The organism is Terriglobus albidus (assembly GCF_008000815.1).
Lineage (GTDB): Bacteria > Acidobacteriota > Terriglobia > Terriglobales > Acidobacteriaceae > Terriglobus > Terriglobus albidus_A.
In genome coordinates this window covers 928,947-953,476 of record NZ_CP042806.1, presented here as the reverse complement: position 1 = coordinate 953,476, position 24,530 = coordinate 928,947, and the positions used below count along the sequence as shown (strand labels likewise).

The following is a 24,530-nucleotide window of genomic DNA, read 5'->3' as shown; positions in this document are numbered from 1 at the left end:
ACGCTCCGGTTGAAGATCAAGAACAGATACGGCCCTGAGATTTCCCTCTATGCACGGATTTCCAGATGTCCACGCTGGAACCACTTCAGCTAATAACCCGCGAGAACCTGAGAAAATATCCTCTGGACCAGGCGAACAATACGCCTTCCATATCCGTATCCCCTTTGGCTCTCACCCGGGAGCCGTCCCCTTTCGTTTTAAGGAGTCCATCTATGTTGCGAATCACACGATGCCTCGTGCTTTTAGCCTTGGTTTCAATCATCTGCGGAGCTCTACAGGCCCAGCAGGGCCAGGATCTGGCCTCTCTGGCCGGCGTAGTCACTGATGCTTCCGGAGCTGTCATCCCCGGAGTCAGCGTAACTTTGAAGAACCCACTCACTGGAGTTGTCTATGCGGCAACCACCAATAAGGAAGGTTTCTACCGCATTCCGGGCGTGGTCCCCTCCCAGACCTATGAGGTAACCTTCACCGCTACCGGCTTCTCCGATGCGCGTTTCACCAACGTGCCGCTTCTGGTCGCTTCTGCGCGTACCCAGAATGCTCAGTTGAAGGCCGGTGAAGCTGTCGCCATTGAGGTCTCGGTCGAAGGCGAACGGAACACCGTCAATACCATCGACGCCACCATCGGCAACAACCTCGACATCAAGGCCGTCGACGAGCTGCCGGTCTTAAACCGTCTCTCTCCGGTCGTGCTCTTTTCTCAGCAGCCGGGCGTCAGCTCCGTGAACGGCACTACTCTCTCTATCGCCGGCGCGCGTAGCGACCAGAACGCCATGACCATCGACGGTCTGGACGTTAACGACATCGCCGCCGGCAGCAGCACCTCCATGGTTGGCAATGCACCGGTCGACTCCATCCAGGAGTTCCGCGGCACAGTCGCCGGCCTTCTAGCCAGCAGCGGCACCGGCGGCGGCGGCCAGTTCCAGTTGATCACCAAGAGCGGCACCAACAAGTTTCATGGAAACATCAACGAGTATCACCGCGATGCCTCCACGGTTGCCAACGACTGGTTCAATAACAACACCAATCCCAAGCTCCCCCGTCCGAACTACATTCGCAACCAGTTCGGTGGCAATATCGGCGGCCCCGTACTGAAAGACCGCCTCTTCTTCTTCTTCAACTACTACGGGTCGCGTATCGTACAGTCCGGGACCCAAAATCGTATTGTTCCCCTGGACTCTTATCGTGCGGGCAACGTCTCCTACATCAAGGCGACAAACGGAAGCACTGCCTGCCCCGCCAACAGCCGGCAGGATACGACACCCCAATGCATCGGTGTCGCAAATATCAATACGCTCGATCCGCAAGGACAGGGCTTCAACTCCAATATCCAATCTGTCTTCAATAACCGTTACCCACATGCCAACCTCCTGAGCCAGGGTGACGGAGTCAACAGCGGTGTCTATCGCTTTACCTTTCCTCAGCCGGATAACCACAACATCTACGTTGGCAAGGTGGACTTCAGCCTGACACAAACGCAGCGTATCTGGGCGCGCGCCACAGTAAGCCGCGAAGATCGCGTATATGCAGCGCCACAGTTCCCGACCGATCCGCTGACCTTCCCCTTCCAGGACCGCTCCTACGGATATGTGATCGGTCACAACTGGACCATTGGTAACAACAAGGTCAATTCATTCGAGTATGGGGATAACATCACCGTCTTCAATTTCCCGACGCTGTATAACCCGACAGGGCTGAACACCTTCACTTTTGGTGGCGGCACGACCACTTTCCTGAACGGCGCCTATGCCGCACCTGGTTCGCAGCGCCGCCGCGTTCCCATCCCGGTCGTTCGCGATGACTTCAACTGGACCATCGGCCGCCACAATCTCTCCTTCGGTGGAACCTTCAAGTTCATCAAGACCAACAGCCTTCTCACCAACGACTACAACTTCGTCACGTTGGGCCTGGGTGGCAATCGAACCACACTCAATGCGAGCTTGCGTCCATCGGATATCCGCGCCGGCTCAACTGCTTCCAACACTTATGACAGCGCCTTTGCTCTGGCTCTCGGACGCGTCGGCTCCATTAACAGCAATTACAACTACAACGCCGCTGGCAATGCACTCACCCAGGGCTCTGGCGCAGTCCGCCGCTACCGCTATTACCAGACAGAGCTCTATTTCGGTGATATCTGGAAGGTCACGCCACACCTCACCATCGACTACGGGGTTCGCTGGCAGTACTACTCCGTTCCGTATGAAGCCAACGGCCTGGAGGCGGTGCAGAACACAACGTTCGACAGCTATTTCGCTGCACGTCAAGCGCAGAGCCGTAGCGGCATCTCCAGCAACGGAGCGGTTCCTTTCATCACCTACAATCTCGGCGGCAAAGCCAACAACGGTCCTGACCTCTATTCGCCCAACTACAAGGACTTTGCCCCGCGTTTCGCTTTTTCGTACAACCCCGCCTCCGATCCGAAGACAGTCTTCAACGGCTCTGTTGGTATCGTCTTTGACCGCACTGTCATTAATGCCGTGAACTTCGTGCAGGATCAGAGCTCGTATCTCTTCCAGAACACCGCCCCTCAGCCATACGGTGGTCGCTCAAGCGCAAACGCAGACCTGCTCAACGATCCGCGTGTGGGTTCGAACTTGTCGATACCGGCTCCGGCGGCCGCTCCCGCGATCACCAAACCATTCACGCCATATGTCACCAACAATGTCGGGAACGGATTGCTAAGCGGCCAGTTCAACACCATCATCGATCCCAAGCTGAAGGATCCGTACTCGCTGATGTACAACTTCGGCATGCAGCATGAGTTCCCCGCAAACTTCGTCATGCGGTTGAACTATGTAGGCCGCCAGGGTCGCCGTCTGCTGGCGCAAGCAGATGCTTCACAGTTGATTGATTTTCCTGACAACGCTTCAGGACAAACGCTCAATCAGGCGTTTTCTAACCTTGTCGTTCAGGCTCGTGCCGGCGGCGCGTTTACCAATCAGCCTTTCTTCCAGAATCAGGTCACTGGCGGCACGGCATATGTCTACAACAACTACGCGTCATTGCTTTACGCGGGTGATTTCGCCGATACCGTGCAGGCCCTGTACGCCAGCGGCAGACTCGGTCCCAATATTGGCATGCCAACGCAGTTCGCCGGCAACACCTTCATGACCAACAAGGGCTTCTCCAGCTACAACGGTTTCCTGGCGACGCTCTCGAAGAGTTCGTCCAAGGGAGCGCGGTTTGACGTCAACTACACCTGGTCGCACTCGATCGATAACGTCTCGGCCGTGGCAAACTTCATCCCTTCCAGCCAGGGCTTCGGTTATGTCTGTGATGTAACCCAGCCTCGCGCCTGCCGTGCAAACTCTGACTTCGACATCAACCACGTGATCTCCGCGGATTTCATCTACGATCTGCCCTTCGGCCGTGGACGCACCTTCGGCGCGAACACCCCGCTATGGCTCGACGAGATCATCGGCGGATGGACACTCTCCGGTCTTCCGGGATGGCGTAGTGGTCAGGCACTCAACACCAACACCAGCGCGTTTGTCGCCGGTTATGCCAATAACTCTCCTGCAATCTTCAGCGGAGATAGGGGCGCCATCCGCAGGCGTGTTCACAAAGCCAGCAACGGCGCCGTAACTCTCTTCGATGACCCGACAAAAGCTGGAGCCGCCTTTGTCGGTCCTATTGGGCTAACTATCGGCAATCGAAATGTCCTTCGTGGGCCCTCCGCCTGGGGCATGGACGCTGGACTAGCCAAGACCTTCAAGGTGATCCCCGAAAAAGTCAACCTGAAGTTCCGGGCCGATGCTTTCAATGTCTTCAACCACCCGGTCTTCTCAGCCCCAACCTCAGCCAACCAGAACATCTTCGCCTCAACCTTCGGCACGCTCACCAGCATGCAGTTGTGGAACGGAACCTCCTACCGCGTCGCACAGTTCGCGCTGAGGCTGGAGTTCTAACCGCAGACAAACAACAATGGAAAAGCCCGGGCAATTGCCCGGGCTTTCTTGTTTATGTCCGAATCAAAAATTAAATCTTGTCCCCAGGTGTGCGGTTCCACGTCTGCAGCACCTGCTGGTCATGCTCATAACCAAGAATCGACAGCGACGCCGGCACCAATGAGAGCAACCGTGCACCACGCGGCTCCAACCCCAGCCATGTCGCTGCCAGAATACGCAGGATGTGGCCATGAGCCACCAGCAATGTATCGCCCTCGGGTGCGGCTGCAAGTGCCGTATCGATCACTCTCTGCGCACGCACAGCAACCTCTTCGATGCTCTCGCCGTTAGGAATCTCGGAATCGAAGATATTCCAGTGCGGATCGTTACGCTGTTCGCGGATCTGTGGTGTCGTCAGCCCCTCGAAGATGCCATAGTTCCACTCGCACAGGTCGGGATTCACCACAGCATGTGGCCCATAACCAAGCAGCGTGCAGGTCTCCCGCGCGCGTTGCATGGGGCTGGTCTGCACCAGAGCGAAGGACCGCTGGTTCAGCAGCACGCCAACGGTACGGGCCTTCTCCCGGCCATTCTCCGTAAGAGGAATATCAGTGACACCAGTGTGCTGGCCGGAAAGCGACCACTCGGTTTCGCCATGCCGGACAAGAAAGAGACGAGGCTTGGAACTCATGAAGTCAGTGTAGAGGAGAGAACGTTAGCGGGTTACGAAAGGGAGGACCGAAAGTCAGCCCCATTGTGAAATGGGGCCTCAGCTGCTGAAACCGCATTTCGTCCCGCGACAGTGCGGCATGGCTGAAGCCATGCCCTTAAGCAAAACAAAGGCTTGCCTTCATTTCGCGCTACGCGCGAATGCCTTGCTTAAGGGGACGGCTTTTAGCCGTCCCGTACAGAGCCAATGAGAAACGCGGCTTCAGCCGCTGAGGTACATGCCGCACCACTTCGATTCGATCTACACAAACGTGACCAGCTTCGCCGAAGCCGCTGGCACGCTCACCGGGATCGGCCCGGGCGTCTCGCGGATCATCATCGTGTGCATCTCGCTGCCCAGCTTCGCCTCATGCGCCTCAAGCGACGGAGCCGTCAGCGTGCGGATATCCGTGATCCCCTTCGACGTCACATCCACCGTAATGGACTGCTTGGCATCCTTGTTGATCACCGCCACCGCAAGCTTGCCGTCTGGCAGCTTCGCCGCATAGATGCTGACGTTCACATTGCCTGTTTCCGCCTTTACCGGCAGCAGCGTGGCGCCTGCGAGCATGCCTGCAAAACGCATGCCGAAGTTCACCGGCTCCGCGGTGTAGCGGCCATTCGGCTCTTCATTGATAGGCGTATAGAACGGCCGCGGATGCGGCACGGTGCGGTCAGGCATCAGCTCTTCACCAGGCAGCGTGCCTCCGAGCGAATCCGCCACCTCCTTGCCTCCGCCGCCATGCAGGTTCACACCCGAGTAGCCATAGCTGGCCAGCGTCAGCAGATAATCCGCCGCCCACAGCGAAGCCGCAAAGACATCCGAGAATCCCGGCTTGCCGCCGCGATAGCACGTGTTGCCTTCGGTCATGCGATAGGGAAGCTTCAACGCCTCGCCCGCCTCGCGCGCCAGCTTGGCCTTCGAGATCGCCGCCGGATCCGTCGTCAGCAGGCGCTCGATCGTGGCCTTCGGATTCGAAGGCGGACCAGTGAAGTAGTAATGATGCGACAGCGAAACAAGCTGCGGTTTGTTCTCCACCGCCGGCCATAGGGCCGCAATCTTCGGCAGCCAGGTCACGTCGCTGGCCACATCCGGAATGCCGAACTTCGCACTCGGAGCCTTGGCGCGAATGGCATTGGCATGCGTCAGCCAGTCCTTCAGATACGCTTCCACACCCCATGTCTTCGAGTCGCGCAGATGACGCCCGAAGATATCCACCTCATTGCCGACCTGCAGATACTCCAGCCGGTCGCCCAGAGTCTTGATGACGAAGGCAGCCTCATCCGCGTTATCCTCAGGACGCGCCGTGCCCAGATTCAGACCGTAGATGCAGGTCCATCCCGTGGCCTTTAGAAACACGGCAAGATTCCGCACCCGCTCCGGCGAGATGACGTAGCTCAGATTGGCATTCGGCTCGCCAGCTACAGTCTCCGTATGCGGGCGCTCGGGAGGTTTCGTTCCCGGCTTTGCCTGCCACCACGAGAACTCGCCGGTATTGCCACCCAGACGGAGAACACCGTGCGGCGACAGCGCCTTGAACTCCGCAATCAGGTTCTTGTTCGCCGCGGTAAAGACCTCAGGCTTGCTGAGTTGCTGACGCTCATACGACAGCCCGATGAAGTTCAGCGGAATGGTGTGGATCGGATGCTTCGCATCGATGCTGACAGCAACAGCCGGCTCTCCGGCCTGGGCAAAGATAGGGTGCGATAACGACGTGGCGGCAAGCGTAGCTGCAGAGGTGCGAAGGAATCGGCGGCGGTCCATGACTTCCTCAGCATATGCGTGTGCAGACAGCCTTGTCAGCCGTTTGCCAAGGGCGTGTCATCAAACTCATCCTCCGGTCACTCTTCCCAATCCGACAAGATTGGTATTCACGAACGCAGCACTGTAGCGTGGAAGAAGGAAGGTCGGCGGAATTCCATTGGAGGTCGTGTAATGCTCAGCGAGCCCGGGCTCCCACGGCTTTTTGCGCTGTGTTGCGGTTGCCGATAAGGAAGCACCAGCCAGGCGAAAAACATACACACCGCTGCATCCCTTGATGCGAAGACTCAGGTCCCGGTCGCTCTTGTTAATCAGCACGACGCGCACCGAATTCCACGACCCAAATGCGGCATACGCCGAACACTCCGGCAGGTCGATATCGAAGTGACATTCGCACAACGTGCAGTTGGTCAATGTAGCGGCCAACAGCATGCCGTCAAAGACCGGCTGTGCCGCATACGTCCCATTGTTCTCAGCAATTGGCGCATAGAACGGCCGCGGGTGAGATTCGTTCTCCGAAGCGATCTCCTCTCCTGGAAGTTTGCCGCCGAGCGCGGCAGCAATAGCTGCGCTGTTGCCACCGTGGATATTTGCGCCGCTATACCCCAGCAACGCCAGCTTCAACAGATAGTCCGCCACCCACAACGCCGACGCGAAGGTGTCAGAAAGGCCAGGCTTGCCGCCGTCATAACAGCTATTCCCTTCGGTCATGCGATAGCGCGTTTTTAACGACATCGCGGCATCATGCACCGCCTCTGCGGTAGTCTCGATTCTCTGATCAGGACCAAGCATCAGCGGAATCGTGGCGGTCGGATTGGAAGGCGGGCCGACAAAGTAGTAGTGATGGGTAAGAGCGGCGATCTTCGGGAGGTCCTTCTCCGTGGCGAGCAACTCCGCAATCCGGTGAAACCACTCCGGGTTCCACGCAATATCAGGAAGCCCAAACCTCACCCCCGGCGCACGTCGATGAATCGCGCGCGCCTGCTGTATCCACTCCTCGACAAACGCCTCAACCGTCCATGCATCCGCATCACGCAGATGCCGGCCATACAGATCCACCTCATTGCCAAGCTGGAAGAAATCCAGATGCTTTCCCAGCCTGGACGCCACATACTCCGCCTCTGCCACGTTCTCCTCTACGGTCCCGGTTCCCAGATTCAAACCGTAGATACAGCTCCATCGGGTCGCATCCAGAAATCCCGCCAAAGACTGAATGGCCTGTAACGTCACGGCATACCGAAGCTCCGGGACAGGCTCACTCGTGGCAGAACGCGGTGTTATCTGACGCTCCGGCTGGGTTGTCTCCGCAGTCGCTTTCCACCATGAGAACTCGCTCGTCCTGCCTCCCAGGCGAAGACTTGCAGGCCCAAGCGTCTTAAACAGACCCACCAAACCTTTATTATTTGCGGAAAAGAACGCGGGATCGGCAAGCTGCATCTTCTCGTACGACAGGCCGAGAAAATCGGCAGGGACCGTAGGTCCCACCTTCTCCGGCGCAACAATCAGCATTGCCGATGTCGGCGCAGCCGCAAACGCGATGCCGTGCGCAGAGGCAATAGACACAGCAGCAGCAGAGCTCACAAGGAAGCGGCGGCGGTCCATGGATGAGCACAGCATAGCTGTCCCTATGCCGTTACGCGACAGATTTCTACCGCATACCTTCCGGGAAAAGAGTGTTTTATACGTGATGCTTGCGCGGCAGGTGACCACCGATATACGCCGCCGGTGTCATTACCAGGATGGCGATAATCGGCGCCCAGAAGGTGGAAAACTGGCGCCAGGTCTGCCAGATGTTCCAGGCGGAAAGGATGAAGATGATCGCCGAAGCCGCCGATCCGGCCGAGGTGTTGGCTGCGATCAGCGTTGCCAGCAGGCCGCCGATCAGGGCAACCAGAATCCCCGCCAGCGCAGTCTCCACCATGTAGCCGGTCGAGGCCGGCAGCCAGGGATCATGCTTGGTGATGGAGAAGAACCAGACGAGATATCCGGCCAGCGCGAACAACGAGCCGGCAATGGCGCCGAGGAAGATACGGAAATTTTTCATGGCCGGGAGGCGTGCCAATGGGATTATGCCATGTTGGCGCGCCCGGTTACTCCTCTATGCGGAAGCTGTATTCTTCGATTACCGGATTGGTCAACACCTCGCGGGCGATCTTGTCCACCTGGGCCTCGGCGGCCGCCTTGTCCAGGCTGGGATCAAGCGTCAGAACGAAGTATTTTCCCTGCCGGACGGCCGTTACACCGGTCATGGAAAGACGGCGCAAGGCGTTTGCAATGGTCTGGCCCTGAGCGTCCAGGACAGTGGTTTTCAACGTAACGTAGACATGCGCCTTCATCTGCTTGATTATAGTGGCAGGAGCCGGACCGCCTGAGGGCAGTGACCGGTATGACTGTGATAAGGTTCCGCAGTACCCATTCCCATCTCGAGGATTAGTAACTCCAAAATGGTTGATTATCTTGGCTTGCCCATTGGCGACAAGTCGCCTGAGAGTGTGACGGCTGTCATTGAGATTCCCCTCGAAGGAATCAAGAAGTACGAGTACGACAAGAAGCTGCACGTCTTCCGTCTGGACCGCAATCTGTATTCGCCCGTGCACTATCCGGGAGACTACGGATTCATCCCCAGCACGCTGGGAGACGATGGCGATCCGCTGGACATCCTGGTGCTGGTGGATACCCCCAGCTTCCCCGGCTGCGTCATGGACGCGCGCCCGATCGGCATGCTCGAGATGATTGACGGCGGAGAGGGCGATGAGAAGATTCTGGCCGTGGGCGAGGGAAATCCGCGCTACACCGACGTCTCCGACTTCTCGCAGATCTACCCCCATATCCTGAAGGAGATCACTCACTTCTTCTCCATCTACAAGGATCTGGAAGGCAAGCGCGTCGAGATCAAGGGATGGAAGGGCGCCGCTGAAGCCAAGAAGAAGATCCTGGAAGCCGCCGAAGCCTTCAAGACCGGCAAGTAAACCACGGCATCCGCACAAGAAACAAAGGCCGTCCCCAAGGGACGGCCTTGTTATTTCTGTAGTCAAAGAACCGGGTGCCCCGGGTCCCGATTCTGGGACCTGGGCATTCGCGCTCCGCGCGAACCACTTTTTTGTTTGTCATGCCCAATCCCCGATCGCCGGGTGCCCCACATACGCGAAGCTTATGTGGGCATTCGAGCGGAGCTCGAACCGCTTTTCATCTCCACCCAGTACACAAACAATTACGCCAACCGCCGCTTATACAACGCCAGCAACTCCGCCCAAGCCTTCTCCGCACCGGGCTCGTTGTAGACCTGGCTGCCCTTGACCGTCCACCCGTGCGCACAACCCGGATACACCTCCACCTTCGCCGGTACTTTGGCCGCGGCAAAGGCCTCCTTCAGCTTGTCCTTGGCCGCCGGATCACGCTGATCGTCGTTATCAGCCACAGCGGAGTACACCTCCGCCTTCATCTTCGGAATCATCAGGTGCGGACTGTCGGGTTTATCGGTCACCAGACCGCCGCCATGGAAGGTCGCAGCCGCACCTACACGATCCGGCACCGTAGCGGCCGTGCGGTAGGTCAGCGGACCGCCCATGCAGTAACCCTGCACACCCATCTTTTTCTTCTTATCGGTCTGTGGCTGCGCATCCAGAAAGGTCAGATATGCCTTGGCATCGCTGATGTTGGCATCGGCCGTCAGAGCAGCAGCCAGCGGCATCACCTTGGCACGATCTTCAGGCTTGCTGAAATCAAAGGAGCCATCAACCACCGGCGCCTTGGCATTCCGATAGAAGGGATTTGGCACCAGCACCACGTAACCATCGGCGGCAAGACGGCGGCCCATCTCCCGAAAGACCGGCCGCAGGCCCAGGATATCGGTCCAGACCAATACCGCAGGCCAGGGACCTTTGCCCTCTGGATAGAACAACGCCGAATCGGAAACCCCTGAGGCCATCGGCACATTCACATCTTTTTCAACAACCTTCGACTGCGCTCCGGCAGCCGCGGAGGTAAGCACAACGGTTGCGGCAGCACCCAGGCCAAAGGCCCGGCGGGTAAGCGTGGGATCGTGAATCAGTCCCTGATGAATATGTTCATCGCACATGACTGGCACTCCTTTTTCTTGAATTGCAGGATTGCGGAGAGGACGTGTGACAGTCAGCCACACTAACAGGATTGGCTGCTGCTTGTCATAGGACGTCGCGGTCAACGCCTAAGTCTCATCCGCGGCAACTCCCTCTCGGGCGGCCACCGGCGAGCAATTCCGGCAGAAGAGATACAACACCGGTCCCACCGCAGCGATCAACAGGGAAAATACCATCGCCGACATGCCATACGCCCGCTCCTCGCGAGAGGCCCACAGCGCAAAGAAGATCAGCACCGCCGGCCCAATACCAACGGCGATCGCCGTCCACAATCCCCCCGGAATGCGGAAGGGGCGCTTCATCTCCGGCTCGCGCAGCCGCAGCACCACAAGCGCCACATACTCCAGCAACAACGACGCCCCATAAAGCACCAGGTCGATCGAGATCAGCCTCTCAAAGGTCAGCCCCAGCGCCAGAGCCCACGCAGTTGCACAAGCCACGATGCAAACCCACGGCACGCCGGCACGATTTACACGGGTAAATACCTTCGGCAGCAGGCCATCCATCGCCATGGCGAAGGGAAGTCGTGTGTATGACATTGTGAGCGCCGTGAAGGTCCCCAGGCCGTCGATCGAGCCGACAAAGACAATCGACGCCGCCAGCAGCGGACCGCCGAAGACCTTCGCCGCATCCACCCACGCGCCGGTCGTGAAGCGGTCCGGCGACAGCCCGCCCAGCCACACCGCCAGCAGCGGCAGACAGTACACAAACATCACCAATACCGCTGCACGGATCATCGCGCGCGGATAGTTGCGCTGAGGCTCTTCCACCTCGGCCGCGATGGTCGTGGCGTTATCCCATCCCATGTAGTTCCACATGGCCACCAGCAACGCTCCGGAGATGGTGTGCTGCACTGGCAACCCGGCGTACGCATGCACCGCCGGATGCCGCACCGCGTAGCCCAGCGCGATGAGCACCAGAATCGCAAACGGCGAAAGCGAGACGATCATCATCCAGACCGAGCCTTCGCCCACCGCCGCCGCGCCGCGCAGATTCCACAGCACCGCCAGCAGAATCACCAGCAACTGCAACAGGGTTCCGCGATGTCCCGCGGTCATGAACGGAGCCACCCGCCCCAGGTACTCGGTAAAGATCGTCGGGTAGATGGCCATATCGAAGACCGACGCGGCCAGCGAGAGCCACGCCTCCTGAAACCCCCAGAAGGGGCCCAGAGCCCGCCGCACCCAGGCATAAAAGCCGCCCTCAAGCGGAATGGCCGAGGCCAGTTCGCCGATCATCAGGGCCGTGGGCAGGCTCCAGACAAAGGGCAGAAGCACCAATAACAACAGGGCGCGGCCATAGCCGGCCATGCCGATAATGTCCTCCAGGCCATACGGCCCGCCGGAGACCATGTAATAGGCGCCTGCCAGCAGCGGCAGCAGGCGAAGCTTGCGGACAGATTTTTGCATTGCGGCGATGGTTTTGAATGTACGGGAATTTCCGGCGTTCCGGTATACTGATCTACATCGCGCGCTGGAGAGATGGCCGAGTGGCTGAAGGCGGCGGTTTGCTAAACCGTTATAGGGCCAAAAGCTCTATCGGGGGTTCGAATCCCCCTCTCTCCGCCAGTTTCCTCTCAAAGCGCTCATCCATTTACAAAATAGCCGTGGCCAGCAGGCTGGCCGGGGTTCGTAACTCCGAAATGCCAAACAAAACATGTCACAGGTTTGAGCGCTGAAGGCGCGCCCCATATCAGCCTCGGGCAACGCCCCAGGTCTCCTGCCAATTGAAAATAAAGGGCTGAAGGCCCGCTCTATAACCCTTCAGTCAAGAGAACTAGTCCACACACCCTAATTAACAACCCACAACTCTTCCGACCAGAAGCCGGCGGCCAGAAGCGTATCCTCATGCTGCAGTTCACCCTGCGCAAGCAGAACACCGTTGTCGAAGTTGTTTCTGACGGCATACGACGTCTCGCCAACCGGAAGAATGCCAACCTCCTCAAGGGCCACGCAGGCGTCTTCGGGGGTCTCAAACTCACATAGCCAGCAGTTCGAAGGCAGATCGCTACTAACGACTGTGACACGGACGCATTCCAGGCGGTCGCAGACCATAGCCGTCGCTTTCATGGCACCTTAGGATGCAACATCTGCGTGCAGGAGTTTCAGGCGGCGGGAGAAAAATTGCGTTCTTTGTACTTGGTCACAATCCTCAAAAGCGATTTTCACATCCTCACCAGATTTCACGGGTTCGTGCAGGTCCCGTCATCTCCGATCCACAGCAGGAGAAAAGGGCTCCGCGATGCGGAGCCCTTTGGTTGCACGCTGCCCTTCTACAACGTGCCGCCCATCAACGGATCACTGAAACTCGATCGTCCCGTCTCCACCCGGCCCGCATACTGAAACGCAGTCTCACTCCCTTGCTGCGTCACCGTAAAGTCATACCACCCATGCTGCCGCGAGAGATCCAGCACCATGGACGACCCGGTACCCGCCGCCAGCGTCACCTGCTTCGGCTCACCCTTGTACGCATTGTCCTGCACCGTTACCTTCATCGGTGTCTGCGTCTTGTTCTGCAGCGAAACGGTGGCATTGCCCGTGAGCTGCGAGCCCTTCCGCTCATAGCTCACATGGACTGCGAGCCCGCCAGCCTTCACACCTCCGCGGAATCCGCGATAGAAACCGTTCGGCGCGACCACTTCAACGTGATACTCCTGCTTCGCAAACAGCGCCCAGGGAAAGGACTCACGCAGCGTATCACCCGCCTTCACCGTGTACGTTGCTGCGACCATATTCGTCGGAGCGCCTGCAATCTTCTTCGCGCCGCTCTCGATGCTCGTCTCCCGCACATACACATTGAACGGCGCACCCGAGGACTTTGCCCCATGCACGCTATTGCCCGCTGTTATATGCAGCTCGAAGCCGTTCTCCGTATGCATGCCATCCACATACAGCTCATACGGCAGCGCGCTCGAAGGCCGCACACCTTTCTCTTGCACGGCGATCAGAGGAGAACGAGATGGGGCCTCGTTCACCCCCGCGATCTCTTCCGGGCTGAGCTTTTTGAAGTTCGATGGAATCGCCTTGAACTTCGCCGACTGGATCTTTTCGAGCACCTTGTTGCGCTGCAGGAACGCCAGGTCGACCTTCTCACCGTTATACGGCCGGAAGACTGACGTCAGATCACCAGAAACCGTTCTGCGCCACGCGGAGATATTGGCCTCGCGCAACTGCTTGCCGCTCTTCTGCGCGAAGAAGCTCTCCAGGAACTGCAGCGTCGAGCTGTGCTCGAACAACTGAGAGTTCACCCATCCGCCCCGTGTCCACGGCGATGCAATCACCAGCGGCACACGATACCCCAGGCCGATGGGCCCGTTGCGAGCCTGGCGCGTCGGGACACCCTGCCGCTCCTCATCCGCGACATACATATATTCGAGCGCCGTATCGATTCCCTCAGAAGCCCGGCCCGTCGCGCGGTTCTTTGGATCCGCTGCAACAAACGACGGCGCGTGATCGAAGTAGCCGTCGTTCTCGTCGTAGGTATAGATCAGGATCGTCTTCTTCCACACCTCAGGATTCTTCGTCAGGATGTCGACGATCTCCGAGACCCACCACGCTCCAAACCACGGAGCCGTCGGATGATCGGAGAACTTCTCCGGCGGAGCGATCCAGCTGACCGCCGGCAGCTTGCCCTCGGAGACGTCCTTGCGGAACTGATGCAGTACATCTCCCCTGGGCACGTTCATCGCGACCTCGCGGCCGTCGTATTCGAACTTCATCGCCTCCAGGCTGTGATAGTGCGGATCGCCGGCATTGGTCACAAACGCGCGGCCATGCAGTTCGCGGCTGTTCTCTCCGAAGTACGCCGCGAAGTTCTCCAGGATGTTGCATCCGAAGTTCGCGAGCCACTGATGCTCCTCGTGCGTCATACCGGTCGAGTGGGTCAGATCATTCTGATAGAACTTCCACTCGATGCCCGCATCCTGCAGCCGTTCCGGAAAGGTCTTCCAGGTGAGGTCGCCGGCAGCCAACTGCTCGTTGCGCATGAAGACGCGCGAGTCGGCGCGCTGCTTGTCGCGTACAGTCCCGGTCATGAAGATGCTCCGGTTCGGTGTCGTGCTGGTCATCGCTCCGGCATAGTGTTGATCGCACACCGTAAATGCATCCGCCAGCGCATAGTGAAACGGAAGATCTTCACGGGTGTAGTGCCCCATCGTCATGGGCACATGCGCATAGTCCGGATTCGTCGGCCGCTTGGCATCGATCCAGCCGTTGTGATGCCCTCGATTCCACGCATCGACCTGTGTATGGCGTGAGTGCGCAATCGACCCCATCCACGTCGCCTTCGTATCGTGGATATCCATGCGGAACGGAGCGAAGGTCTCGCCCGCCATGCTGGTCTGCAGAAAGACACTGTTTCCGTTCGCCTGCCGGATGGCGCGCGGATCGTTGTATCCGCGCACCCCCTGCAAGGTTCCAAAGACGTGATCGAAGGACCGGTTCTCCTGCATCACGATCACGATGTGCTCGGCGTCCAGGTACGTGGATCCCCGTTCCGGAGTGATTGCGAAGGCACGCTGCACCGTCTCCGGAATCACGCCTGACACACCGGCCATGCCGCTTACCGCGGCCAGCTTCTTCAAAAAGCTCCGTCTCGTCTCCACCGCTTGCCTCCTAGAAGATCAGGCGTGCCTGCAGCTGCCCGACGCGGCCCGGACCATAGGTGCTGGTGATACGTCCGAACGAGGTCGAGCAACAGCTCATACCCGGCGGGGTGAAATTCGTCTTGTTCAGCACGTTGTAGAACTGGCCGCGGAACTCCAGCCGCGTCTTCTCCCACGGCAACTGGAAGGTCTTGTTTACGCCCGCATCGAGTTGATCGAACCAGTCGCCGCGAAGGAAGCCGTTCGGCACATTGCCGCGAGGATCCAGGCTTGATCCAGCCCAGCTCACGTTATAAGGAATTGGATCCGTTGCAGCACTTGCGTTCGGATTCGTGGTCGCGAACATGAGCGTGCATCCGTTGTAGGCAGCCTGCTGGCTATTGGAATACACGGTGTTGCAGAATGCCTCTTCCGGGTGCCCCGGGACATGCAACCGCTGCCGTGCCTGTTGCGGTGTCACACCCGCGGCGAGGAACGGACGATACTGCACGTATCCATTATTCGAAAGGAGCTGGCCGCCGCTCGGCGTGAAGTTCGGTGTCAGCGCCGGTCCGGAGTGGAACTGATTGTATGCCGTGATCTGCCATCCGCCGATGAGCGCATCCATCTTCGCGCCGGCATGACGAAACAGCATCTTGCCCTTTCCTACAGGCAATCGCCAGATCATTGCTGTTGCATTGATGAGCGGCACATCATACTGCAGCGGCCCGTAGTCATTGTGCGACGGAGCATAGTAGTCCTGCGGGCTGCCCGAGAAACCGCGCGATGCCGTCAGCGAGTCCCCAACGTTGCCAAAGTCGCGGGACCAGGTAAACGCGTTCAGCAACCACAAACCATAGAAGTTCCTTTGCTCAAAACGGGCCTGCAGGCCGTGATATTTGCTATAGCCTCCGTTATTTGTCTGCGCGACGTCACCGATATTGGCGTACGGCCGTTGAAAATATCCTGAGATCGGATCCCTTCCAAGTTCAGGGCGGCGCTGGTTATAGATACCGATCTCCTGCAGCTTCGCAGCGCGATTGCCGACATAGGCGATATCGACCAGACGGTTCTTTCCGAATCCCATCTGGAAGCCCAGATACCAGCTCTGCACATACGGATCACGATAGCTGCGCGGAACCCACTTAACCATCGAGGTATACAGGTTGAAGTTCGCTGGAGATGCCATTCCCGTCGGGAACCCCTGGTCCAGCGTGTAGAAGGTGGGTGAAGACTTTGCACCCGCTGTCTTGAAGTACTTCGGCACCTGGTTATACACAGCGGCATTCACCTGCGGCCCGTTCACCGCAAGATTGTCCGCTTCACCCGAACGCGTGTAGTGCATATAACCGATTCCATAACCGCCGTGAACAACCAGGCGCCGCGTAGGCGATGCAGCGAAACCGAAGCGCGGCATAAAGTCGTTCATATCCGGGTCGATCAACTGCTTCTGATACACAGACCCGTTAGCGCGCGCCTGCAGCATCTGGCCCGTGATCGGCGTGTTCACCGGATCGAAGTTCGTCATCCGGCTGTCTTTCTCGTAGAAGTGCGAGGTGTACTCGTAGCGCACGCCAACGTTCAGCGTCAGCTTCGGCAGCACCTTCCAGTCGTCCTGCAGGAAGACCGAGTGCCCACCCTGGCGGATATGAGCGACGAAATAGGTAGTCAGGTCAATCTCATTCGGAACACCGAAGAGGAAGTCGCTGATGGTGTATCCGGTGAACGAGCTCTGATACTCCATATCGCCGTAGATAGGATTCACGTCCTGTACAGTCTGGCGTAGATAACCGAACTCATATCCCGACTTCAGGTTATGTTTGCCCATCAACCACGAGTAGCTGACCTTCGGGTTGAGGAAGAAGGGATACTGCCACTGCGGATTGGTTGTCTGGCGGCCGATACCGCTATAGCCATTCAAACCCTGGTAGACCAGGCCACCCCACACGCGCGGGTCGGTGGGAACACCCTTGATCCCAAAGGTCCGGGGATCGCCCAGCGTGTAAGGATTCTTGCCGCCCTTGGTGAACGAAGCTCCTAAACGAGCCTCAATGAGCTGCGAAGCTCCAATCTGGCGCGTGAGACCCAAAGCAGCCTGCTGGTTGATCGTGCGGAAGTACCCGTTGCCTCCGCTCAGCGGCGCCGGCAGGATTGGCCCATCGAGATCGTGCTCTTTCGACTGGCTGACACGCACGAACGACGACGTGCGCGGATTCCACTGGATGTCGAGACGTGCGTCTTCCTTGTCGTAGCTGTTGACGAAGCGCTGCAGCACCGACCAGTTGCTTGAAATGGAGGTCGTTCCGGCGCCATTGTTGTTCGGCAGCGGAAACGCATCCAGAATCGACAGTGCAATGGGAGAGAGAACACCGCGCGGCAGCGGACGATCCGCTGCATAGCTCTCACCGGTAAAGGGATTCAAGACTGCTGTAGTGTTTGCCGTCGCATTCGGCGAAGCGATCAGTTGGTGATCGCTCATCTTAAAGATGTTCGACTGGTTCACCACCTGGCGCACCTGACGCAGGCCTTCGTAGTCGACGAAGAAGAAGAACTTGTCCTTCAGAAACGGCCCACCCAGATTACCGCCAAACTGGTTCCGGATGATCGTCGTGCGGCTCGCCGAGCCTGCGTTGCTGGCCGCTTTGAAGTAGCCGTTTGCATTCGCAACCGTATTGCGCAGCGACTCATACAGATTGCCATGTAGCCGGTTGGTCCCATGCTTGAAAGCCACGTTGATGGTTCCACCCGCCGAGCGTCCGTACTCAGCCGCCGGCAGCGTGGTCACAATCGAGAACTGGTCAATGCTGTACTGCGCCGGATTGATGACCTGGTTCGAGAAGCCCTGGTTCGACAGGCCGTGAGCATTGTTATCCATGCCGTCCAGCAAAAAGTTGTTGTACGTCGACCGCATGCCATTGATGTTGTACGAACCCTCACGAGCAGTGCTCGATGTTCCCAGGTCCTGTCCAGCGGAATCCTGCGTTACACCGGTCGAAAGCGTCAGCAGATCGCTGTAGTTCATGTTCTGCAGCGGGAAGGAGTCGATGTTCTCGCTTGAAATAACCTGCTGCTTCTGGCTCGTCTCCTTCTCCAGCACCATCTCATCGGCATCGACCGTAACCGACTCGGCAGCTCCGACCGCCATCTTCAGGTCGACATTCTGGTTGGTGCCAACCTGCAGATGCACGCCTTCCGCCACTGCGTCGTTGAAGCCGGCAATACTGGCAACCACGCGATACTCACCAGGGTGCAGCGCTGGAATCACATACTGGCCGGCCTTGTCGGTCTTACGCTGAATCGAGATACCGGTCGCAAGCTCCGTGGCCGTAACGGTAGCACCCACAATGACAGCGCCGGAGGGATCAGTCACACGGCCTACGATCGAAGCCGTTTCGAACTGACCAAAAGCGTGGCCGGCGCTCAGCAACAGCAGCAACACCGTCCAGCAAACAAAGATCTTGGATCGCATGAACTTTTTATCCTTCGAAGATTGCCTGAGTTCCTTCATGACGCGGTCCGGGGAATCCCCACGCCCTTGTCGTTCGTTCCGCTCGAATGTGTTCGTCATGGCATGACACCCGGCTTTCCGGCCGCCCGTAGCGGCACCGTCGGCGATGCCAGGCCGATGATCTGCACCATCCGGCCGCCGCCCGAGTTTCCATAACTCGCCACCCAGACCGAACCGGTCGAATCGATCGCAAGGTCCTGCTTGGTGCTCATGCCGGTGGAGCATGTCTGTACCGTGCTCGTCGCCGTGCCCGTGCCCGTCATTGTCCCGGCGTTATAGCAGGGATAGAACGAGGCCATCGTCGCGCTGGAAGGGTTGTACTGATACAGGAAGGTTCCCGTCGCGTTGTCCAGGAACCAGAGGTTCCCGGAGCCATCGACATCCAGGAAACGTGAGTTCGCAGCCGGATTCGACGTCACTTTGCTCGCGGCGAGGGTTGCCGAAGATCCGCTTCCAGTGACCGTAGTCTTATAAAAACCGCCGGTCGTGGTATTCGGAACCATATAGGCATTGCCGCTCGCATCAGCCGCAATACCGTACGCTCCGCTGCCGGACATCGTCGCAAACTTCAGCCCCGCGGTATAAGTCGGCGATGCCGCGGTTCCGGTATTCGGGAAGTAGATCGCCTGCGTCGTGGAAGAACCGTTACCGGCAATCCAGATGTTGTTATTCCCATCTGGACGAATCTGGTAGGGCGCCGTCGTAGCGGAGGACGGTGTCACAGAGAATGTTGCCTCTGTGTATTGCGATCCTTTCAACGCCAGCTCATGCAGATTCTGTCCGGTCGTTGTACTCGCGCCGTACCAGACATTACCGAGCGAATCGACAGCGACACCATAGAGCGATGTGGACGACGAAGTGTACCGCTGCAGCAGGTTACCCGTCGTCGCATCCATCTCCTGCACAAACGCATTGCTCGCCGTCGTGCTTCCGTTCGCAACCCAGATATGTCCAGCAGCATCCGCCGCAATTCCACGAGGAATGGACAGGTTCTTCGTATCCGTCGCAGAGGTCCACAGGCTCTGTCCCGCGCTGTTCAACGCAATCACGTTCCCAGCCGTGCTGGTCGATGCATTCGGATTCGAGAAGTACACATTGTCATTGGCGTCGATGGTGACGAACAGCGGATACGTCGATCCTTGTCCACTCGACGTCGCGCCATAACCCGCAAGGTAGTAGATGGCCACACTCCAGTCGGTCGCACCGCCGGAGCCCGCGGTCCCGAAGCCCGTCAACGCCGGCACATAGACCCCGGCATTGATCTGCTGCGAGCCTGTCTGACCCGACGCGGGAATCGGCGTCAGCGAAAAGTCCAGAATCGCCTGGGCGTTGTTCGCCGGATACCGCGCGATATTGAGCATCGCCGCCAACGAGTTGGTTGGCGCTGTTCCTCCCGGAGGCGTCGCAAGCTGATACAGCTTGCTGCAGTTGCTGAAATCTCCGGCCGTGGTTCCGTTTCCACCAATCGTGCAGAGGTACTGCGCATAGGCGAGCGAGTTCAGCTCCTGCACCGGCACCAGGCCGCCACCCGTACCGTCCGCGCTGCCATTGGTGTACTGCACAAAGTTACCGATCTTGTATGGCGAGAGATTGTTCGCGTTCAGAAAAGCATGCGCCAGACCTGCGTAGTTTCCTGCTACTCCCGCACCCTTGGTGCCTGCATAGTTGGTCGAGGCGCTGGCTACATTCACCGTCGTCCCATTCAGGCTGATGAAGTTACGCAGAGCCCACACCGCAGCCACCGTCGATGCTTCATTGGTGACGATGGAAGTTACATTGTTGGAACTGGTCGCAGCACTCAGCAGAGAACAGTCACCGATCGCCGTCATCAACAGTGAATTCGGATTGTTCGACAGCGTCGTGTAGTTAAGCCCTGACGGATACGGAGTGCCGCCCTCGGCCGTGACATAGATCTGGTCCGGGCTCGAACAGCTCAGGTTGGATGTGCTCCATCCACCGGTCGTGTTCGCCGTCAGCGTCTGCAGCAGCTTTGCCGTTCCGGTGTAGTAGCCATTGCCGGCGACACCGTTCGACTGCGTCTCATAGATCTTTACTGTCGCACCGGCCATGTAGTTGCGGCCTGCGAAGACCTGCCCCTGCAGCGTGGCGGGGTTGCTATAGCTGGTCGTCGGCGCTGCCTGCTTCACTCCGCAACCCGTCACTGCCACTAGCGCCAGAGGCAGAGCACCCAGTGCCGTCAACAGCCATGAAGTGCATGCGCCCGTTCTCCGTTGCATCCTGTCGTCTCCCAAATCGTTGCTGAAAAATCTGCTTTTATCCCCGCCGCACAACACACTGCCGGGCGCTTACTTCACGGTGATGGTGAAGTTCAGCGAATTCGTTACTGTCGAAAGGTTCGAGTCCGTGGCAGTCACGGTGTAGACATACGTTCCCGACGCAGCCGCCGTGTTGCCCAGACCCGCATTCGTTCCGCATCCCGTGGTCTGCAACACCAGGAAGACAGCCAGCACGCTCAGCAATGCCGGCAGCAGGCATCTCTTACGCAGACTGAAGACGAGCAAGCCAAGACCTGCAATGCCGGCAAAGCAAAGCGGTGTCTTCATGGAAGGCGCAATGCCGGCCATGCTGGTTGTTCCGGTCGCAATCGCCAGGGAGATCGTCGCCGTGCCGTTGCTCGTCAGCGTCACCTCTGGCGGCGTGGAGACACACTGTGTGCTGATCGGCACACCAAGTGAGTTTGCGTTCGGCGTGCCCGTGCATGTGATGTTCAGGATGCCGCCGTAACCATGCTGTCCCGTGAGAGTAATCGGAAACTTCAGGACGCCGCCGGCGCTGACATCAGCCGTCGTGCTCGGCGTGGTCATGCTGATCGTGCCTATGGCGATCGTCAGGCGAGTCGATCCGATATACGAGTTACCCACCGCATCGGTCACAGTCACGTTGGTCGAATAGGTGAAACCCGAAGCAGCCGTCGCAGGGATGGTAGTCGTCACCGTATAGGTGCCGTCGTTCGCAGTCGCATCCCCGTGCGTGCCGTCGTCGTACATCTGCAGGGCCGTCGAGCCGTAATAGACGGAATCGAAATTCAGTTTCGCCACGATCCCGCTGCTGGCAGGCGACGTGGCCTTGGTTACAGCCGCAGTGACGGTCACCGTCTCGCTGACACCGGGGTTGGTCGGTGTCGCGGTTACCACAGCGCTCAACTGCGTTCCCGTCGAACAGGGTGTCTTCGTCGAGGAAGAGTTCAGAAAGACCAGGGGAGCGTTCGCCCAGTCGGTCGCGTTATTGAAAGCATCGATGCAGGGGTTCTTGCGGAGCGACCCTAGCTGACGCCCATACTGCGAGCTCCCGTCGTAGTACGCCTCGCCCGCTCCGGCATAGCAGGTGGCCGGTGTGGCAGTGGTCGCGCTGTTGGTTGCGATATCCGAACCGTATCCCAGGAAGTCCAGCAACTGCGATCCTGTGCCGCACTGCGCAGCGGAGCTCGCGGTGAGCACCGTCTGTGTATTGGTCAAGGCGATTGCCTGCACCGTGCTGCTCAGGATGTTATCGCCGCTGGTGCCGTCGACGGTCGTCCCTTCGATCGTCTTCAGCCGATAGTCGTACGCAATCGGCGCCAGCGCCCCCGAAGTCGAGAGCGTTGGAGAGCTAGCCGAGATCATGTAATAGCCGCCAGCGGGAATCGCCAACGTCGGCAGCTTATAGACCGTCCAGGACGCCGTATTGCTCGTCCCGCTGTGGAGCTGGATGGCGCAGGTCGAGCAGTTGTACGTCGATGCCGTCGGGTTGAACAGAATGATCGTGTCCTGGCGGTAGGTGGCTCCGGCAAGCCCACCGGCTCCCGCAACCTCATACAGCTTCAGGCTTCCGTTCCCCGCCGCCGCTTGCATCAACGGCGCCTGCAGCAGTACAGCGAGCGCCACAATCCACACACCAATCCCCGATACCAAACCTTGCAGCATTCTCGTCCGCTTCATCTTCTTTATGAGCACCCGGAGCTTTCGCATGGACAGCGGTCGGCCTTCCACGCCAGACACACGGCGCCCGAAACAACACCACGGGTGCCGCAACCATGCGAAGCATGTTCTGATGCCCTCAGTATTGAGGCCCCATTTACACCGGGTAAAGTGACTTCACCCCGTGTAAACGGTGTCTACACCGGCTTTTTCCCGGGTTTCACCATGCTTTGTTACGGGACGAAGAACGGATGGCAATACACTGGGTGCCCCATCCATCGCATCGCGATGGGTGGGACATTCGCGCGAACCGGTGGGAGCCGAGGGCTTCAGCCCTCGGTTTACGAACTCCATAAGAAATGGGCTTTTAGCTCTGGGCCTTTCTGTCTGACACCGACAAAAGCCCAGGGCTATAAAGCCCATTCATTTTTGCGCTTTGAACCAGCGGGCTGAAGCCCGCTGCTCCCACCGCTCTAAACCCATTTTTCTGGATCTATCCAAACACCATCTCAATAAACCCGCTTAGCCACAATCTCCACCGTCGACGCACTCGAACTCACACTCGTCGTCCTAAGCAGAATCTCGAAAGGCCGTAACCCATTCGCATCCCGTGGCACGGTCTTGAGAAACGCACCAATCTCCCCATGCAGCAGGAACCCATAAGCGGCCTCGGTCCCAGCCGTAGTCAGCCCTTCGATCGCCAGCACCCGCCCGGCGCCGTCGATGTTCGGAAGAAACCCGATCACTGCGTACGTCGAGTAAGGAGGACTCGTGCTTCCATTCCGATAGATCTCCGGCTCACCTGGCTGCGGCCGGTTATTCAGAAAATAAGAGCTATACACCGTCTGATCGAACCGGAACCGGAAGTTCATCTGCGGCTCATACAACGTAACCCAGGGGGTACTGTACGCAGACCCAAGGAGAATCAGGTTTACCCCCTTCATGTCTTCCACGTGCAGTGCCCGTGCATTGCGCACCAGGACGTGAGTCTTCCGCGCCTCCGGCAGGGCTGTCATCGCTACCGCGGCATTCACATCGGGAACCCCGGTGTAACGTTCCCGGCTCAGCCGTTGCAGCTTCCGTTGTTCTTCCGTGCCGTTGCGATCGAACTGCGTAAAGTAGCTGCCGTCGCTGTACTCCTCCAGCGTCGCGGGCTTACCACTGAACTCTTCCAGCACCACCAGGCCGCTGTCGGCAGAAACGATCATCGTCTCCATCGATGGCTGAAAGATCTCTTTCCAGACAGGTCCCGCTGCTTCCGCCGCAGCGGTACGCTGCAGTGTCCACATCCTGGCCCCGGCAAGGCCGGCGAGCAATAGCCCCAGCAGCAATGCCGCGGCCCACACTCCTCGGCGGCGCGATGGCGCATCTCCAGCGTCGTCCGCCATCGGCGGATTCATCATCAGCGGCGCACTCTTCTCTGGTTCACCCTGCTCCGGAAAATTCTTCGTCACAAGCTGGGGTAAAGCGATACGCTCTTCGAACACCGCACAATATCTGCCCCGTGGAACCAGAATCCGCAGTGGCTCATCTCGCTCGTGCTCTTCAAAATAACGATCGAGACGCTGGCGAAGCTGACGTGCATAGGTGCGAACAATATTGTCTTCGCTGGTTTTGAAGTCAGGCCGCCGTTTGAAGACGACGATACCGATGTTGCGCTCAGTCAGATCCTCGGTCCGGTTGGCAATCGTCCGCTCACAGACGAACAGCAGAAACTTCGCCAGCAGCGGTGCGCTGGCAAAGGTCGGGCTCTCCGCTACTCGTACCGCCAGCCGCCATCGAATGTCATCCTCGGGCAGGGAGGACTCGTTTTCGAAAATAGGAATCTCTTCTTCGCGGTAGAGCAGCTGTGTATTCATCGTTTGTCAGAGTGTGCTGTGTTCGAGGGGGGACGTACTGAATCTCTTCTCGGAGGGTAGGGGATAGCGGTTAACACGCCGTGAATTTCAACTTCCTGTTCATTTCCGGTCACTTGCCGGAGGAAAAAGCAGGACATTCGCCCGTGGTGTTAGTCTCTCCTCCATCCGAAAATAGTTAAAACGTTTGTT

The 24,530-nt window shown here is 58.5% G+C and carries 15 protein-coding genes and 1 tRNA gene; 3 read left to right on the top strand and 13 right to left on the bottom strand.

From position 1 onward, the window contains the following. Positions 1-212: 212 nt before the first annotated feature. Positions 213-3,908 (top strand): TonB-dependent receptor, encoded by a 3,696-nt coding sequence (locus FTW19_RS03930; RefSeq protein ID WP_187143246.1) that lies wholly within the window; start codon positions 213-215, stop codon positions 3,906-3,908. A gap of 70 nt (positions 3,909-3,978) precedes the next feature. Here the strand turns inward: FTW19_RS03930 and FTW19_RS03925 are convergent, their stop codons facing one another. From FTW19_RS03925 to purS, 5 genes are all read right to left on the bottom strand, one after another. Further along, positions 3,979-4,578, bottom strand: a complete 600-nt coding sequence (locus tag FTW19_RS03925; RefSeq protein ID WP_147646427.1) for a histidine phosphatase family protein — start codon at positions 4,576-4,578, stop codon at positions 3,979-3,981. A gap of 279 nt (positions 4,579-4,857) precedes the next feature. Beyond that, entirely contained in the window at positions 4,858-6,360 is a 1,503-nt protein-coding gene (locus FTW19_RS03920; protein WP_147646426.1) for a hypothetical protein, read from the bottom strand. A gap of 66 nt (positions 6,361-6,426) precedes the next feature. Continuing rightward, positions 6,427-7,974, bottom strand: coding sequence for a hypothetical protein (locus tag FTW19_RS03915; protein ID WP_147646425.1), 1,548 nt, complete (start codon positions 7,972-7,974; stop codon positions 6,427-6,429). Between the two features lie 61 nt (positions 7,975-8,035). After that, positions 8,036-8,401 (bottom strand): hypothetical protein, encoded by a 366-nt coding sequence (locus FTW19_RS03910; RefSeq protein ID WP_147646424.1) that lies wholly within the window; start codon positions 8,399-8,401, stop codon positions 8,036-8,038. A gap of 46 nt (positions 8,402-8,447) precedes the next feature. After that, positions 8,448-8,693: a phosphoribosylformylglycinamidine synthase subunit PurS gene (gene purS / locus FTW19_RS03905; RefSeq protein ID WP_147646423.1), complete on the bottom strand. Its 246-nt coding sequence runs from the start codon at positions 8,691-8,693 to the stop codon at positions 8,448-8,450. A 108-nt stretch (positions 8,694-8,801) separates the two neighbouring features. On the opposite strand from purS, the gene FTW19_RS03900 reads away from it, so the two are divergent. Next, positions 8,802-9,326 (top strand): inorganic diphosphatase, encoded by a 525-nt coding sequence (locus tag FTW19_RS03900; RefSeq protein ID WP_147646422.1) that lies wholly within the window; start codon positions 8,802-8,804, stop codon positions 9,324-9,326. Positions 9,327-9,568: 242 nt separating this feature from the next. Here the strand turns inward: FTW19_RS03900 and FTW19_RS03895 are convergent, their stop codons facing one another. Both FTW19_RS03895 and FTW19_RS03890 read right to left on the bottom strand, forming a co-directional pair. After that, positions 9,569-10,435, bottom strand: coding sequence for a dienelactone hydrolase family protein (locus tag FTW19_RS03895; RefSeq protein WP_147650453.1), 867 nt, complete (start codon positions 10,433-10,435; stop codon positions 9,569-9,571). Positions 10,436-10,543: 108 nt separating this feature from the next. Next, positions 10,544-11,884 carry an APC family permease gene (locus FTW19_RS03890; protein ID WP_147646421.1) on the bottom strand — a complete coding sequence of 447 codons (1,341 nt, stop codon included), beginning with the start codon at positions 11,882-11,884 and terminating at the stop codon, positions 10,544-10,546. 66 nt (positions 11,885-11,950) lie between these two features. Here FTW19_RS03890 and FTW19_RS03885 point away from each other — a divergent pair. Next, positions 11,951-12,043 (top strand) — tRNA-Ser (locus tag FTW19_RS03885). A 222-nt stretch (positions 12,044-12,265) separates the two neighbouring features. Here the strand turns inward: FTW19_RS03885 and FTW19_RS03880 are convergent. The 6 genes from FTW19_RS03880 to FTW19_RS03860 form a co-directional block, all read right to left on the bottom strand. Further along, the gene (locus tag FTW19_RS03880; RefSeq protein WP_147646420.1) at positions 12,266-12,544 is read right to left on the bottom strand and encodes a hypothetical protein; all 279 of its coding nucleotides are present in this window, start codon (positions 12,542-12,544) and stop codon (positions 12,266-12,268) included. Between the two features lie 203 nt (positions 12,545-12,747). After that, on the bottom strand, positions 12,748-15,078 hold the full coding sequence (locus tag FTW19_RS03875; RefSeq protein WP_147646419.1) for a phosphocholine-specific phospholipase C: 2,331 nt from the start codon (positions 15,076-15,078) through the stop codon (positions 12,748-12,750). A 10-nt stretch (positions 15,079-15,088) separates the two neighbouring features. After that, complete coding sequence (locus tag FTW19_RS03870; protein ID WP_187143244.1) at positions 15,089-18,526, bottom strand: TonB-dependent receptor; 3,438 nt, start codon at positions 18,524-18,526, stop codon at positions 15,089-15,091. 95 nt (positions 18,527-18,621) lie between these two features. Continuing rightward, a complete protein-coding gene (locus FTW19_RS25690; protein ID WP_187143242.1) occupies positions 18,622-20,802 on the bottom strand; it encodes a hypothetical protein in 2,181 nt (726 codons plus the stop codon). A 69-nt stretch (positions 20,803-20,871) separates the two neighbouring features. Next, a complete protein-coding gene (locus tag FTW19_RS03865) occupies positions 20,872-22,488 on the bottom strand; it encodes a choice-of-anchor X domain-containing protein (RefSeq protein ID WP_147646417.1) in 1,617 nt (538 codons plus the stop codon). A gap of 503 nt (positions 22,489-22,991) precedes the next feature. After that, complete coding sequence (locus FTW19_RS03860; RefSeq protein ID WP_147646416.1) at positions 22,992-24,341, bottom strand: hypothetical protein; 1,350 nt, start codon at positions 24,339-24,341, stop codon at positions 22,992-22,994. Positions 24,342-24,530: the final 189 nt, after the last annotated feature.